Origin of the sequence: Kitasatospora sp. NPDC008050 (genome assembly GCF_042957465.1) — a bacterium.
Taxonomy (GTDB): Bacteria; Actinomycetota; Actinomycetes; order Streptomycetales; family Streptomycetaceae; genus Kitasatospora.
The window spans coordinates 172,060-185,399 of record NZ_JBIBIJ010000012.1; the positions used below are offsets into that span (position 1 = coordinate 172,060).

Genomic DNA, 13,340 nt, shown 5'->3' on the forward strand with positions numbered 1-13,340 from the left:
ACCCCGACGGTGGGGGCTGTTGCCGTTCCCGACCACCGTGATCGTTGCACGCTGTTCACCTGCCACGTCACAGTGGTCTATACCAATCCGCTACTGTGGTCCCCGGAAGCTGTCGACACGGCTGTGGGGGCCCTATGACTGTCCATCACCTTCCGGCACCACCGAACGACCAGGAGCTGTACTGGTACTTCGGTCCGCAACGCCGGTGGGTCCTGCTCTGCACCTCTCTCGCCTTCGTACTCACGGCGGCGACCATGCTCACCTTCGCCCTGCGCACACCCGCGCTCTGGGCCTTCCTCGCGGTGCTGGCGCTCAACGTGCTGGCACTCGCCCTCTCCTCGTTCAACAGCCTGCGCCAGCGCCGGCTCACCCGGCAGTCGCACGAGGTGCTGCTGCGGGCCTGGCAACCGGCCGAGGCACCGAGCGTCGACCTCTACCTGCCCACCTGCGGCGAGCCGCTGGAGGTGCTGGCGAACGCCTACCGCGCCGTCCATCAGACGGTCTGGCCGGGCGAGTTGGCCGTCTGGGTGCTCGACGACGCCGACCGGAGTGAAGTCGCGGACCTGGCAGCCGAGTTCGGCTACCGGTACGTGGTGCGGCCGGACCGCGGCACCCTGAAGAAGGCGGGCAACCTCAACCACGCGCTGACGCTCAGTCAGGCCGAGTACATCGCCATCCTGGACGCCGATTTCGCCCCGCGCGCGGACTTCCTGCACCACCTGGTGCCGTACTTCGCCGATCCGGCGATCGGCATCGTGCAGAGCCCGCAGTGCTTCGACACCGACGCCTCGATGAGCTGGATCGAGCGCGCGGCCGGCTCCGCGCAGGAGTGGTTCTTCCGCTGGATCCAGCCCTCCAGGGACGCCAGCGACGCGGCCATCTGCTGCGGCAGCAACGCCGTCTACCGGCGCACCGCGATCGAGGCGGCCGGCGGCTTCGCCAAGCTCGACCACAGCGAGGACATGTACACCGGACTCGCGCTCTACGAACGGGGTTTCCGCACCCTCTACGTGCCGGTACTGCTCGCCAAGGGAGCCTCGCCGGACAGCCTGTCCTCCTTCGTCAACCAGCAGTACCGCTGGGCGATGGGCAACCTGCACCTGCTCACCAGCGGTGACCTGAAGCGGATGCGCGCGCCCTGGCGGATGCGCCTGTGCTTCTACGAGGGTGTCGTGGGCTACCTGACCATGGCACTGAACCTCTTCGCGGCCCCGCTGCCGCCGCTGGTGATGATGTACTGCTACCCCGGGCAGATCCGGCCCTGGCACGTGCTGCCGCTGCTCGCCCCGCTCTGGCTGTGGCACGTGCTGCTGCCCCGGGTCAGCCGCACCCGCTGGCGGGTGGAGGTGATCCGGGCCAACGTGCTGATGAGCGTGGCCGCCGGCGCCGCCGTCCTGCACACGCTGCGCGGGCGCAGCGCCGCCTGGGTGCCCACCGGCGCCGCAACGGCCCGGCCCGGCGGACTGGCCCGGCGGGTGGTGCTGGTCGCGCTCGGCTGGACGGCCGGCTCGATCCTGGCCGCCGCCGTCGGCCTGGCCCTGGACGTGGCCGGGCAGGGCTGGGGGCCCACCTGGGGCCTGGCGCTCTACCTGGTGGTGCAGTGCCAGATCGGCCTGCCGCTGATCCGCGACCTGTTGGCCCAACTGCGGGCCACCCGCGCCCGCGAGGCCCGGCGCACCGTGCCGCTGCTCCTGCGAATCGGCCGCGCCGGCCGCACGAACCGCACGGCGGGCGCCGCCGGAGCCGGCGTGCTGCCCCGGCGCTGGCCGGAGGGCCTGGCCGTGACCGCCGCCCTCGCCCTGACCGCACTGCTCGCCTCCGGCTGGGTCAGCCCCATGCTGACCTGGCTCGGCTGAAGGAACGTGCCATTGTGACTGCGAGTACTCTCTCCACCCGCGAATCGCGCTCCGGACCGGGGACGAGCGGGGCCGTCCGGACCGAGACCCCGGGCTTCCGACCCGATATCGAGGGGCTGCGCGCCGTGGCGCTGCTGGCCGTCCTCGCCTTTCACGCGGGGGTGCCGCACCTGGCCGGCGGCTTCGTCGGCGTGGACGTCTTCTTCGTGATCTCCGGCTATCTGATCACCGGTCTGCTGCTGCGCGAGGCGGTGGCCACCGGGCGGATCCGGCTGGCCGAGTTCTTCTCCCGCCGGGCCCGGCGGCTGCTGCCCTCGGCGGCGCTGGTGCTGGCGGTGGTGGCGCTGGCGGGTGTCTGGCTCACCGCGCCGCTGCGCCGCACCGACCTCGAGTACGACGTGCTGGCCTCGGCGCTCTCGGTGGCCAACTGGCGGTTCGTCGCCCAGCAGACCGACTACCTGGCCGCCGGTCGCGATCCCAGCCCGCTGCTGCACTTCTGGTCGCTCGCCGTGGAGGAGCAGTTCTACCTGCTCTGGGCGCCGCTGCTGGCCCTGCTGGTACTTCTGACGCATCGTCAACTGCGGCGGGGGCCGGCGATCCGGAGCACCGTGGTGACCGCCACCGCGCTGGCCACCGCCGTCTCCTTCGTGCTGGCGCTGGGCTGGACGCACCGCGAGGTGTCGCTGGCCTACCTCGGCACACCCTCCCGGGTCTGGCAGTTCGGCGTCGGCGCACTGCTCGCGCTGCTGCCCTGGCACCGGCTGCCCGGACCGCGCCCGCTGCGCGCGCTGGTGGGCTGGGCCGGCGCGGCGATGATCGCCTGGTCGGCGGTGGAGTACACGGCCGACACGCCCTATCCGGGCTGTGCCGCGCTGCTGCCCACGCTCGGCGCCGCGGCGGTGATCCTGGCCGGCATACCGGGCCGGGGCGAGGCGCCGCACACCCGGCCCATCGGCCCTGGCCGACTGCTGGCGACGGCCGGCCCACGGGCCGTCGGGCGGCTCTCCTACAACCTCTACCTGTGGCACTGGCCGGTCCTGGTGCTGGTGGAGGCCCGGTTCGGCACCCTCGACTGGCCGGTCAAGGTGGCCCTCACGGCGGGCGCCGCGCTGCCCGCACTGGCCGCCATGCGCTGGGTCGAGCGGCCGCTGCGCCGCAACCCCGTGGTCAATGAACTCCCGCGCCGTGGGCTCTCGTTGGGCTTGAGCGCAATCATCATCCCAGTGGTGCTCGCGCTGGTGGTGGGCACCGGCACGCTGCGGGTGCTCGGCCCCGGCACGCCGGTGGACCTGGCGGGCCTGCCACCGGGTGCCGCGACCGGCAGCTCACTGCTGCTGCCGGCCGATGCCCGCAGTGGTCACGGCATCGTGCCGAGCCCCGCTCAGGCCCGTAAGGACTTCCCGCCGGACGGCGCCTGCGAGGTCGCCCCCGCGGCCACCAGCAGCCCGCCCTGCCTGTTCGGCAACACCGCGAGCAGCGACCGGATCGTGCTGCTCGGCGACTCGCACGCGGGCCAGTGGTTCTCCTCGGTGCTCGCGATCGCGGCCGAACGGCACTGGGCGCTGGAGGAGTTGGTCAAACAGGGCTGCCCGCTGCCACAACTGACGGTGACCAACCCGCAGTTGGGGCGCACCTACCGGGAGTGCGACAGCTGGCGGGCGGACAGCCTGGCCCGGCTGCGGCGTGAGCCCAAGCCGAAGCTGATCGTGGTCGGTTCGCTCAACCGCTACACCGATGACAGCGGGCTGCTCGCCCAGGCCTGGGAACAGACCCTCACCCCGCTGCGCGCGCTGGGCGTGCCGATCGTCTACCTGACGGACACCCCGATCCCGGGCCAGGACATCCCGGCCTGCGTCTCGGGCCACACCGCCGATCCGGGCGCCTGTGACTTCCCCCGGGCCAAGGCCAACTGGCCGGACCCGCTGGCCGATGCGATCGCCGCCGGGCGCGAGCCCGGGGTGCGGGCGGTCTCGGTCAACCAGGCGCTCTGCCCGGGCTCGGGGCCCACCTGCCCCGCGGTGCTGCAGCGGATCCTGCTCTACCGCGACGACGCGCATCTGACCAACGTCGCGGCGGTGGTGCTCACTCCGCGCCTGGAACGGCTGTTGACGGACGCCGGCCTGGTACCGGCCCAGGGCGCACCGTCCACCGGATCCACCGGGCCCGTGCCGCAGGCCGGCTGGACCCAGCTGCTGCGTGACGACTTCCAGGGGCCGGCCGGCGCCGAACCCTCGGATCAGCTCTGGCAGTACGACACCGGGACCTGCTACCCGGGCTGCCCGGCCGCCCAGTGGGGCACCGGCGAGCAGGAGACGATGACCGACTCCACCGCCAACGTCCACCTCGACGGCCAGGGCGTCCTGGAGATCACCCCCACCAGGCAGAACGGGCAGTGGAGTTCGGGACGTCTCACCTCCAAGCGCACCGACTTCACGCCACCGCCCGGCGGGGTGCTGCGGATCGAGGCCTCGATCCAGCTGCCCCAGGTCAGCGGCCCGGCGGCGGCCGGCTACTGGCCCGCCTTCTGGACCCTGGGCGCGGGCCTGCGCGACGGCTGGACCGGCTGGCCCGGGATCGGCGAGCTGGATGTGATGGAGTCGGTGAACGGGGCCGGCTCGGTCTTCGGCACCATGCACTGCGGCACCGCCCAGGGCGGGCCCTGCCAGGAGCCGCAGGGTCTGGGCTCGGGTGAACAGCCCTGCCCCGCCTGCCAGGGCGGCTTCCACACCTACGCGGTGGAGGTGGACTTCTCCACCAGCCCCGAGCAGGTGCGCTGGTACCTGGACGGCAAGGAGTACCACCGGGTGACGGCGGCCCAGATGGACCCGGCGACCTGGGACAAGGCCGTGCACCACGGGCTCTTCCTGATCCTGGACGTCGCGGTCGGCGGCGGACTGCCCGCGGCCTTCGGCGGCTCGGTGTCACCGGCCACCGAGCCGGGGCACCCGATGCGGGTGAAGTACGTGACGGTTGCCACCCGGCCCTGACGGCCCGCCGGGTCGGGACCGACCCGCATGGCACGGCCCGGCCGCTGACACCAGGTCAGCGGCCGGGCCGGTTCGCGCGTCAGAAGTTGATCATGTGCCCGGACAGGCCGTGGATGGCCTCCTTGACCGCCTCGCCCAGGGTCGGGTGGGCGTGCACGTTGCGGGCCACCTCGTGCACCGTCAGGTCCCACTGCTGCGCCAGCGTCAGCTCGGGCAGCAGCTCGGTGACCTCGGGGCCGATCAGGTGGGCGCCCAGCAGCTCACCGTACTTGGCGTCGCTGATCACCTTGACGAAGCCGATCGGGTGGCCCAGGCCGTGCGCCTTGCCGTTCGCGGTGAACGGGAACTTGGCGACCTTGACGTCGTAGCCCAGGTCGCGGGCCTGCGCCTCGGTGTAGCCGAAGCTGGCCACCTGCGGCTGGCAGTAGGTGGCCCGCGGGATCATCGCGAAGTCCACCTCCATGGTCTCCACGCCGCCGATGGTCTCGGCCGCGATGACGGCCATCGCCTCGGCCGCGTGCGCCAGCATCAGCTTGGCCGTCACGTCGCCGATGGCGAAGATGTGCGGCACGTTGGTGCGGCCGCGACCGTCCACCGCGATCGCGCCGCGCTCGGTCAGCGCCACGCCGGTGGCCTCCAGGCCGTAGCCCTGGACCCGGGGCGCGAAGCCGATCGCCTGGAGCACCTTGTCGGCCTCCAGCACCTCCTGCTGCCCGTTGCGGGTGACGGTCACCTTGACCTTGGCGTTCGGGTCGCTGTCGTCGATCGAGTCCACCCGGGTCGAGGTGAGGACCTGGATGCCGAGCTTCTTGTACTGCTTGGCCAGCTCGGCGGAGACGTCGGCGTCCTCCAGCGGGACCATCCGGTCCAGGAACTCCACGATCGTGACCTGCACGCCGTAGCTGTTCAGCACGTAGGCGAACTCGACGCCGATCGCGCCGGCGCCGGCGATGATGATGCTCTGCGGCAGCGTGTCGGTGAGGATCTGCTCCTCGTAGGTCACCACCCGGTCGCTGAGCGAGGTGCCCGGCAGCAGGCGGGTGGTGGCACCCGTGGCGATGATCACGTGGTCGAAGGTGACGGTGGCGAAGCCGCCCGCGCTCAGCGCCACCTGCAGGGTGCGGTCGTCGATGAAGGTGCCGCGACCGTCGTACTCGTCGATCGCGTTCTTCTTCATCAGGTAGTGGATGCCGGCCACCCGGCCGTCGGCCACCTTGCGGCTGCGCAGGTAGGCCTCGCGGTAGTCGAAGGTGACCTGGCCCTCGACCTTGATGCCGTAGGTCTTCGCCTCGCGGGTGAAGATGGTGGCCAGCTCGGCGTTGCGCAGCAGTGCCTTGGAGGGGATGCAGCCGACGTTGAGGCAGACCCCGCCCCAGTACTTCTCCTCGATCACGGCCGCCTTCAGGCCGAGCTGGGCGGAACGGACGGCAGCGGTGTACCCGCCCGGGCCCGCTCCCAGGACGACGACGTCGTAATGCGTGGTGCTCATGATCCTCGTTCCGGCATGGTCGGATAAGACGCTGACGCACCCGACTGTATTCCCACCCCTTGGGACCGGCCACGCCCGCCTGCCGCGCGAGCGCGCGGCCGGTCCCCGGGGGCTTGTGCGGGCCTCGGGGCCTTGTGCGGGCCTCGGGCCGGTGCGGCTAGGCGTCGAGGTGGGCGAGGAAGTCCAGCAGCTCGCGGTTGACCTCCGCCGGCCGCTCCTGCTGGGTCCAGTGACCGCAGCCCGGCAGCGTGACGCTGCGGAACAGTCGGGGAACGACGGTCGGCAGCGCCGCGATCACCGTGTCCACCCCGCGCAGCACGCCGACCATGTCGCGATCGCCCATGACGAAGAGCGCGGGAACGGTGATGCCAAGGCCCCGGAAGGCCGCCATCAGCTCCTGGTTGCGGTCGATGTTGCGGTACCAGTTCAGCGGTCCCGTGAAGGCGTGCTCGCCGTGCCCGGCGTAATCGGCGGCGAAGGCCTCGATGTCCTCCTCGGTGAGCCAGCCGGGCAGTTCCTTCGGGTCGGGCAGGGTGTCGAGCAGCGTGCGGCCCTCGGGGATGATCCACGGGCTCGGCTGCTCGGGGTTGTCGCCCGAGACGCCGAACAGCGTGGCGCGGAAGGTCGCCCGCAGGTCCCGCGCCAGCTCGGCGTCGGCGACGCCCGGCCGCTGGAAGTAGTTCTGATAGAAGCCGTCGCCGTAGACGTGCCGGGAGGCCGCCAGCGGGCCGATCCCGGCCGGCAGTCGCGGCGGCACGCTCAGGCCCGCGACCGCGCGCACCAGATCGGGCCGCAGCATCGCACTGGCCCAGGCCACCGGCGCGCCCCAGTCGTGCCCCACCACCACGGCCTGGTCGGCCCCGAGCGCCTCGATCAACCCGACCACGTCGCCGACCAGATGCGGCAGGGTGTAGGAGCCGACGTCCAGCGGCCGCTCACTGCGGGCGTACCCGCGCTGGTCGGGCGCCACCACCCGGTACCCGGCCGCAGCCAGCGGCGCGAACTGGTGGCGCCAGGAGTACCAGCTCTCCGGGAAGCCGTGCAGCAACAGGACCAGTGGCCCCTCGCCCTGCTCGGCGACATGCAGGCGGATGCCGTTGACCTCGACCTGGCTGTGCTTGACCGCATGGACCACGATGACTCCTCGGTAGGCGGGTTCGGCCTCAGCCTAGCCAGCCAACTCGACGGCCAGCAGGGCCGCTTCGGCCATCACCACCGGCTCTGGCCGAGAGTCGTCGCCAAGATCGCCACGGGAGGCACCGGAGGCACGGGCGGCACGGGCGGCACGGGCGGCATGGGCGGCATGGGCGGCACGGGCGGCATGGGCGGCATGGGCGGCACCGGGAGCCCTACGGCCAGAGCACTCCTCGGGTCCACTCCCCCGTGCCGGCCGGCCTGCGGTACGCCAGGCGCACATGGCGCCGGTCGTCCGCGCCCTGCCAGAACTCGACCTCCTCGGCCCGCACCGCGTACTGCGTGTAGCCCGCCGCGACGATCCCCTGATCGGCCGCCAGCTCGCGCTCCGCCGCCGCCCAGGCCGCCCGGAACTGCGCCACCTCCTCCAGCGGTTCGCTCTGCCGGCCCACCAGCGATGCCGCCCGCGACTTGGGGCTCAGCAGCCGGAAGGTCTCACCCGCCGCCGCCACGCTCCCGGCCCGCACGGCTCCGCGCACTCGGACCTGACGTCCGAGCGCCGGCCAGTACCAGGTGAGCGCCGCCCGCGGGTCGGCCGCGAGCTGGCGCCCCTTGGCACTGTGCAGCTCTCCCCAGAACCACCACTCGCCGTTCGCCGGGTCCACGTCGCGCAGGGTCACGATCCGCGCGTCCGGGGTGCCGTCGAGCCCGGCCGTGCCGAGCGTGAGCACCTGCGCGTCCGGGACACCGCCGCGCATCGCCGCCAACAGCCAGTCCACGAACAGCTCCGCCGGGTCGGCCGGTGCCTGTGCGACCTCGAAGGCGGGCAGCTCGCGCGCCATCGGCGGCCGGTGGATCAGCAGCTCGCGCAGTGTCGTGAGGCGCTGTTCGGGTGTCGGTGCGCTCTGCTCGGTGGTCATGCCCCCGCCTCTGCCTGGTCCGTGTCCTGGTCCGTGCTCTGGTCCGTGTCCTGGTGCGTGCTCTGGTCCGCCCACGACTGTTCCGCCCACGGCTGCGCCGCCCAGGCCTGTTCCGCCCAGGCCGCCAGCACCCGCCGCGAGCGCAGCCGCACCGGCTGCCCGCTCAGCGGATCGGTGAACGCGAGCGTGGCCGCCAGCAGTTGCAGCGGCCGGCGAAAGTCGTCCGGCGCCGCCTCGGGCAGGACCTCCGGGTAGACCGGATCGCCGAGGATCGGCAGTCCGAGCCCGCTCATGTGCAGCCGCAGCTGGTGGGTCCGCCCGGTCAACGGGGTCAGCCGGTAGCGGGCCAGCCCGCCGCGGTGCTCGATCAGCTCGATCCGGCTCTCGGCGTTCACCGGCCCGTCCTCCTCACGGGCCGCGATCACCCCGCGCTCCTTGACGATCCGGTTGCGCACCGTGCGGGGCAGCGCCACCCGAGGGTCGTGGCGCGCGACGGCCTCGTACTCCTTGGTGACCAGGCGGTCCCGGAAGAGCGTCTGGTAGGCACCGCGGGCCTGCGGATCGGCGACGAACATGACCAGTCCGGCCGTCAGCCGGTCCAGCCGGTGCGCGGGGCTGAGCTCCGGCAGGTCGAGCTCGTGGCGCAGCCGGGAGAGCGCGGTCTGCACCACATGGCTGCCGCGCGGGGTGGTGGCCAGGAAGTGCGGTTTGTCGACCACCACCAGGTGCTCGTCCCGGTGGATCACCGCCAGCTCGAAGGGCACCGGCACCTCGGGCGGCAGGTCACGGTGGAACCAGACACTGGTGCCGGGCCGGAACCGGGTGTCGGGGCCGACCGGCCCGTCCGCCCCGATGATCTCGCCGGACCGCAGCATCTGCGCCAGCCGGTCCGCGACCTGGTCCGGCAGCCGGTGCGCCAGGTACTCGGCCACCGTCGCCCAGGGGCCCTCGGCCGGCAGTCGCACCCGCACCGGATCCACGCCGTGCCGCTGCGGCAGGGGGGCGGGCACCGGCTTCGTCCTGCGTCTCATTCCGGCAAGCCTACGGCCGCCGGGCCCCCGGGTGTTCCCCGCCGCGGCCCCCGGGTGTTCCCCGCCGACCGCCGGCCCGCGAAGATGGGTACCCCGCCACGACCAGCCCGGGAGCCTGAGCAGGATGACCGACTTCCTCGTCATCGGTGAGTGCGTCGCGGACATCGTCCGCGCTCCCGGCCACCACGACGTCCCGCACCCCGGTGGCAGCCCGGCCAACGTCGCCTACGGCCTGGGCCGGCTCGGGCACCCCACCGCGCTGCTCACCCAGCTGGGCGCGGACCGGCTCGGCGAGCTGATCACCACCCACCTGCGTTCGGCCGGTGTCGAGCTGCTGACGGACGGCCGGCCGCCGGCCGCCACCCCGAGCGCGATCGTCACCCTGGACGCCCAGGGGCGGGCCGACTACACGTTCGACATCCACTGGTCGCTCGCCCCCACGACCCCCGCCGTCACGGCCCCGCACGTGCACTTCGGCTCGCTCGCCGCGCTGCTCGCACCCGGCGCCGAGGCCACCGCGGACCTGGTGACGGGGCTGCGCGCGGGCGCGACGGTCAGCTACGACCCCAACATCCGCCCGGCCCTGCTCGGTTCGCCCGCCGCGGTGCGGGCCCGGGTGGAGCGCTGCGTGGCGCTCAGCGACCTGGTCAAGGCCAGCGACGAGGACCTCCACTGGCTCTACCCCGAGCTCTCCCCCGAGCGGGCCGCCGCGCGTTGGCTCGCCCTCGGCCCGGCGCTGGTGCTGGTGACCAGGGGCGGCGCGGGCGCCCTCGCCGTCACCCGCGGTGCGCGGGCCGAGGGACCGGCCACGGCGGCCGAGGTGGTGGACACGGTCGGCGCCGGCGACTCCTTCATGTCCGCGACCCTGGACGCGCTCGCCGCCCGCGACCTGCTCGGTGCCGGCGCCCGCGATGCGCTGGCGAGCCTCACCGAGGCGGCACTGGCCGCCCTGCTGCGGCACGCCGGCGCGGCGGCCGCCGTCACGGTCTCCCGTGCCGGGGCCAATCCGCCCGACCACGGCGAGCTGGCCGCGGCGCTGGCCGGCGCCGCGGGGCCGTCCGCCTCCTGAGGAGGGGTCAGGCCTTGCGCCCGACGCCCGCGTACATCCAGCGGGTGGTGGCCTCGGTGGCGGCGTCCGGGCGCCAGAGCGGCACGAACTCGACACCGGGCTCCAGCAGTTCCCAGCCGTCGAACAGCCCGGTCACCTCCTCGCGGCCGCGCAGCCGGATGCCCGAGGCGGTCTTGTCCCAGGTCTTGGCCACCTCGGCAGCCCGCTCGGGATTGCCCTCGTGGGTGCTGTGCGAGAGCAGCAGGTAGCTGCCCGGCGCGACCCGCTCGCGTACCTGCTCCACCGCGTGCCGCGCCTGCTCGTCGCTGACGAAGTGCAGCAGCGCCAGCAGCAGCACGGCCACCGGCTGCGAGAAGTCCACCAGTGCACGCAGCTCGGGGCGTTCGAAGAGCTCGTCCAGCTCCCGGACGTCCCCGGTCAGCACCGTGGTGCTGCGGTTGTCGGCCAGCAGCGCGCGCCCGTGGGTGAGCACGATCGGGTCGTTGTCGACGTACACCACCCGGGCATCGGGGGCGATGGTCTGCACCACCTCGTGCACATTGCCGGGCGAGGGCAGACCGGCACCGATGTCGATGAACTGCCGGATACCGGACTCCGCGGCCAGCCGCACCGCCCGCCGCAGGAAGGCGCGGTTCTCCCGGGCCGCCGCCGGTATGTCCGCCGAGGCGCTGATCGCGTGCTCGGCGGCCTGGCGGTCCGGCGGGAAGTTGTCCTTGCCGCCGAGCCAGTAGTCATAGATCCGCGCGGGGTGCGGGCGGTCCGTCTGAAGCCGCGTCATATCACTGTCGTTTCGGGACTGATGCACCCGTCTCCCCCTCTGTTCCAGCGGCCCGTGGTCGCGCGGCCGGGGGCAGCATAGCGGGAGGGGGGATCCGCGCTGGTCGGCGGGGCGGCGACGCGGTGCCGGCCGGGGTTGCGAGGTGTCGCATGCGTGAGCCCCTCTTAATGCCGAGCCACACGGCGCGGGCGCCGGTAGGGTCGAGCGGTTCGACCTTCTCCAGCCCTCCCAGCTGCGAATGTGAGATCAGATGACGTACCAGTCCGACGAGTTGCCGATCAACCAGGCGCGGGCCGACGAGCTGCCCATCCCTGCCCTGGCCGTCGGCGAGCTGCTGCCCGAGACCCGTCGGGCCCTGCTGCACCGCCTCGCCGTCGGACAGGCGCGGGGCCGGACGCCCTCGCTGGTCGGCGCGGTGGCCCGCGGCGGCCACCGGGTCTGGAGCGGTGGCCGGAGCATGATCGAGGGCCACGCGCCGGACGAGAACACGCAGTACCGGATCGGCTCGATCACCAAGTCCTTCGTGGCGGTGCTGGTGCTGCGCCTGCGCGACGAGGGCCTGCTCGACCTGTCCGATCCGCTGGAGCAGCACCTGCCGGGGACCTCCGCCGGGCGGGCCACGATCCGCGAACTGCTCAGCCACACGGCCGGGCTGGCCGCCGAGACGCCGGCCCCCTGGTGGGAGCGGACCGACGGCTCGCACCGCCCGGAGCTGGGCAACCTGCTGGAGGAGCAGCCGTTCCGCCACCCGGCCGGTGAGCGCTACCACTACTCCAACCCCGGCTACGCGCTGCTCGGCGCACTGGTGGCCAAGGTGCGCCGGCTGCCGTGGGGCGAGGTGCTGCGCCAGGAGGTGCTCGATCCGCTCGGCCTGAGCCGCACCACCGTGCTGCCGCAGGCTCCGCACGCGGGCGGGTTCGCCGTGCATCCGTGGGCGGATGTGATGCTCCCCGAGCCCCTCACCGACACCGGCCTGATGGCGCCGGCCGGCCAGCTCTGGTCCACGGCCGCCGACCTCGCCCGCTGGGCCTGCTTCCTGGCCGGCACCCTCCCGGGCGGCACGGAGAAGGTGCTGGCCCCCGCCAGCCTGGCCGAGATGCGCCGCCCGGCCGCCGGCCCGGACAGTGACGACTGGACCTCCTGCTACGGCCTGGGCCTGCAGCTGCTCCGGCAGGACGGACGGCTGCTGGCCGGTCACACCGGTTCGATGCCCGGCTTCCTGGCCTACCTGTGGTTCAGCACCGAGGACGACGTGGCGGCGATCACCCTCAGCAATGTCACCGCCGGCTCCGCGCTCGCGACGGTCGCTCCCGACCTGCTCCGGATCGTGGCCGAGCGCGAACCGCTGCTGCCCGCCGCCTGGCGCCCGTTCACCGACGCCGATCCCGCCCTGCTGGCGCTGACCGGCCCCTGGTACTGGGGCCCCACGGCGCTGGCCCTGCACCTGCGGGCGGACCGGTCCCTGGAGCTCACCGCGCTCAGCGGCCCCGCCCGCACCTCCCGCTTCGCGCCCGAGCCGGACGGCAGCTGGACCGGCCTGGACGGCTACTACGCGGGCGAGCCGCTGCGTGTGGTGCGCGCCGAGGACGGCGCGGTCAGCCACCTCGACCTGGCCGGCTTCGTGCTGACCCGCGGCCCCTACCACCCGGCCGCGGCGGTGCCCGGCGACGTCGACCCGCAGGGTTGGCACGCGGGCTGACGGGGGGCGGGCTGACGGAATTTCATATCACGGGGCGATAACGATGCGAATCGTTATCGCCCCTCCAGCTTCGGCATGAGACACCTCACATTGCCCTGTGACAGGTCCTTCTGGCTTGAGATAGGACCTTCGACCTGTCTACGGTGCATGCCGTTCGTCTCCACACGAACCCCGCTCCCCGGAACGCCGAATCCTGCCGCCGGATGGAACGGGCACTGTGCACCACAGCACCACGGCAGGGGCGGGGGACCCAAGGTAAGTCGCCCCACCTGGAGCACGACTCCGGGCGGGGCTAGGGGTGAAGCCGCGCATTGCGCGGCCGGGCAACTCCAGCCCGAATCCGACAGCTCACCTCGCAGGCGTGGGAGAGGAAAAGC

9 protein-coding genes and 1 riboswitch are annotated in these 13,340 nt (G+C 73.1%); of the genes, 4 read left to right on the top strand and 5 right to left on the bottom strand.

Annotated elements, in window-relative coordinates; genetic code table 11:
- Positions 1–134 precede the first annotated feature (134 nt).
- Together ACFZB9_RS23985 and ACFZB9_RS23990 are read left to right on the top strand one after the other, a co-directional pair.
- Positions 135–1,856 (top strand): glycosyltransferase family 2 protein, encoded by a 1,722-nt coding sequence (locus ACFZB9_RS23985; RefSeq protein WP_391450261.1) that lies wholly within the window; start codon positions 135–137, stop codon positions 1,854–1,856.
- A gap of 14 nt (positions 1,857–1,870) precedes the next feature.
- A complete protein-coding gene (locus ACFZB9_RS23990; RefSeq protein ID WP_391450262.1) occupies positions 1,871–4,843 on the top strand; it encodes an SGNH hydrolase domain-containing protein in 2,973 nt (990 codons plus the stop codon).
- A gap of 79 nt (positions 4,844–4,922) precedes the next feature.
- Here the strand turns inward: ACFZB9_RS23990 and lpdA are convergent, their stop codons facing one another.
- From lpdA to ACFZB9_RS24010, 4 genes are all read right to left on the bottom strand, one after another.
- Positions 4,923–6,332 (bottom strand): dihydrolipoyl dehydrogenase, encoded by a 1,410-nt coding sequence (gene lpdA, locus ACFZB9_RS23995; protein ID WP_391450264.1) that lies wholly within the window; start codon positions 6,330–6,332, stop codon positions 4,923–4,925.
- A 157-nt stretch (positions 6,333–6,489) separates the two neighbouring features.
- Positions 6,490–7,467 (bottom strand): alpha/beta fold hydrolase, encoded by a 978-nt coding sequence (locus tag ACFZB9_RS24000; RefSeq protein WP_391450266.1) that lies wholly within the window; start codon positions 7,465–7,467, stop codon positions 6,490–6,492.
- A gap of 214 nt (positions 7,468–7,681) precedes the next feature.
- Positions 7,682–8,386, bottom strand: a complete 705-nt coding sequence (locus ACFZB9_RS24005) for a pyridoxal 5'-phosphate synthase (RefSeq protein ID WP_391450267.1) — start codon at positions 8,384–8,386, stop codon at positions 7,682–7,684.
- Positions 8,383–9,417: a pseudouridine synthase gene (locus ACFZB9_RS24010; RefSeq protein ID WP_391450268.1), complete on the bottom strand. Its 1,035-nt coding sequence runs from the start codon at positions 9,415–9,417 to the stop codon at positions 8,383–8,385. Before ACFZB9_RS24010 ends, ACFZB9_RS24005 begins: the two co-directional genes overlap by 4 nt.
- 124 nt (positions 9,418–9,541) lie before the next feature.
- Between ACFZB9_RS24010 and ACFZB9_RS24015 the strand changes: the two genes are divergently transcribed.
- Positions 9,542–10,486 (top strand): carbohydrate kinase, encoded by a 945-nt coding sequence (locus tag ACFZB9_RS24015; RefSeq protein ID WP_391450270.1) that lies wholly within the window; start codon positions 9,542–9,544, stop codon positions 10,484–10,486.
- Positions 10,487–10,493: 7 nt separating this feature from the next.
- Here the strand turns inward: ACFZB9_RS24015 and ACFZB9_RS24020 are convergent, their stop codons facing one another.
- Positions 10,494–11,264, bottom strand: coding sequence for an SAM-dependent methyltransferase (locus ACFZB9_RS24020; protein ID WP_391450272.1), 771 nt, complete (start codon positions 11,262–11,264; stop codon positions 10,494–10,496).
- A 331-nt stretch (positions 11,265–11,595) separates the two neighbouring features.
- Between ACFZB9_RS24020 and ACFZB9_RS24025 the strand changes: the two genes are divergently transcribed.
- Entirely contained in the window at positions 11,596–12,963 is a 1,368-nt protein-coding gene (locus tag ACFZB9_RS24025; RefSeq protein ID WP_391450373.1) for a serine hydrolase domain-containing protein, read from the top strand.
- Between the two features lie 251 nt (positions 12,964–13,214).
- A riboswitch (cyclic di-AMP (ydaO/yuaA leader) is annotated at positions 13,215–13,340 on the top strand.

Coding starts and splice junctions, on each gene's coding strand:
- ACFZB9_RS24010 (WP_391450268.1), bottom strand. CDS start 9,417: ATGAGACGCAGGACGAAGCCGGTGCCCGCCCCCCTGCCGCAGCGGCAC.
- lpdA (WP_391450264.1), bottom strand. CDS start 6,332: ATGAGCACCACGCATTACGACGTCGTCGTCCTGGGAGCGGGCCCGGGC.
- ACFZB9_RS24015 (WP_391450270.1), top strand. CDS start 9,542: ATGACCGACTTCCTCGTCATCGGTGAGTGCGTCGCGGACATCGTCCGC.
- ACFZB9_RS23985 (WP_391450261.1), top strand. CDS start 135: ATGACTGTCCATCACCTTCCGGCACCACCGAACGACCAGGAGCTGTAC.
- ACFZB9_RS24020 (WP_391450272.1), bottom strand. CDS start 11,264: ATGACGCGGCTTCAGACGGACCGCCCGCACCCCGCGCGGATCTATGAC.
- ACFZB9_RS24005 (WP_391450267.1), bottom strand. CDS start 8,386: ATGACCACCGAGCAGAGCGCACCGACACCCGAACAGCGCCTCACGACA.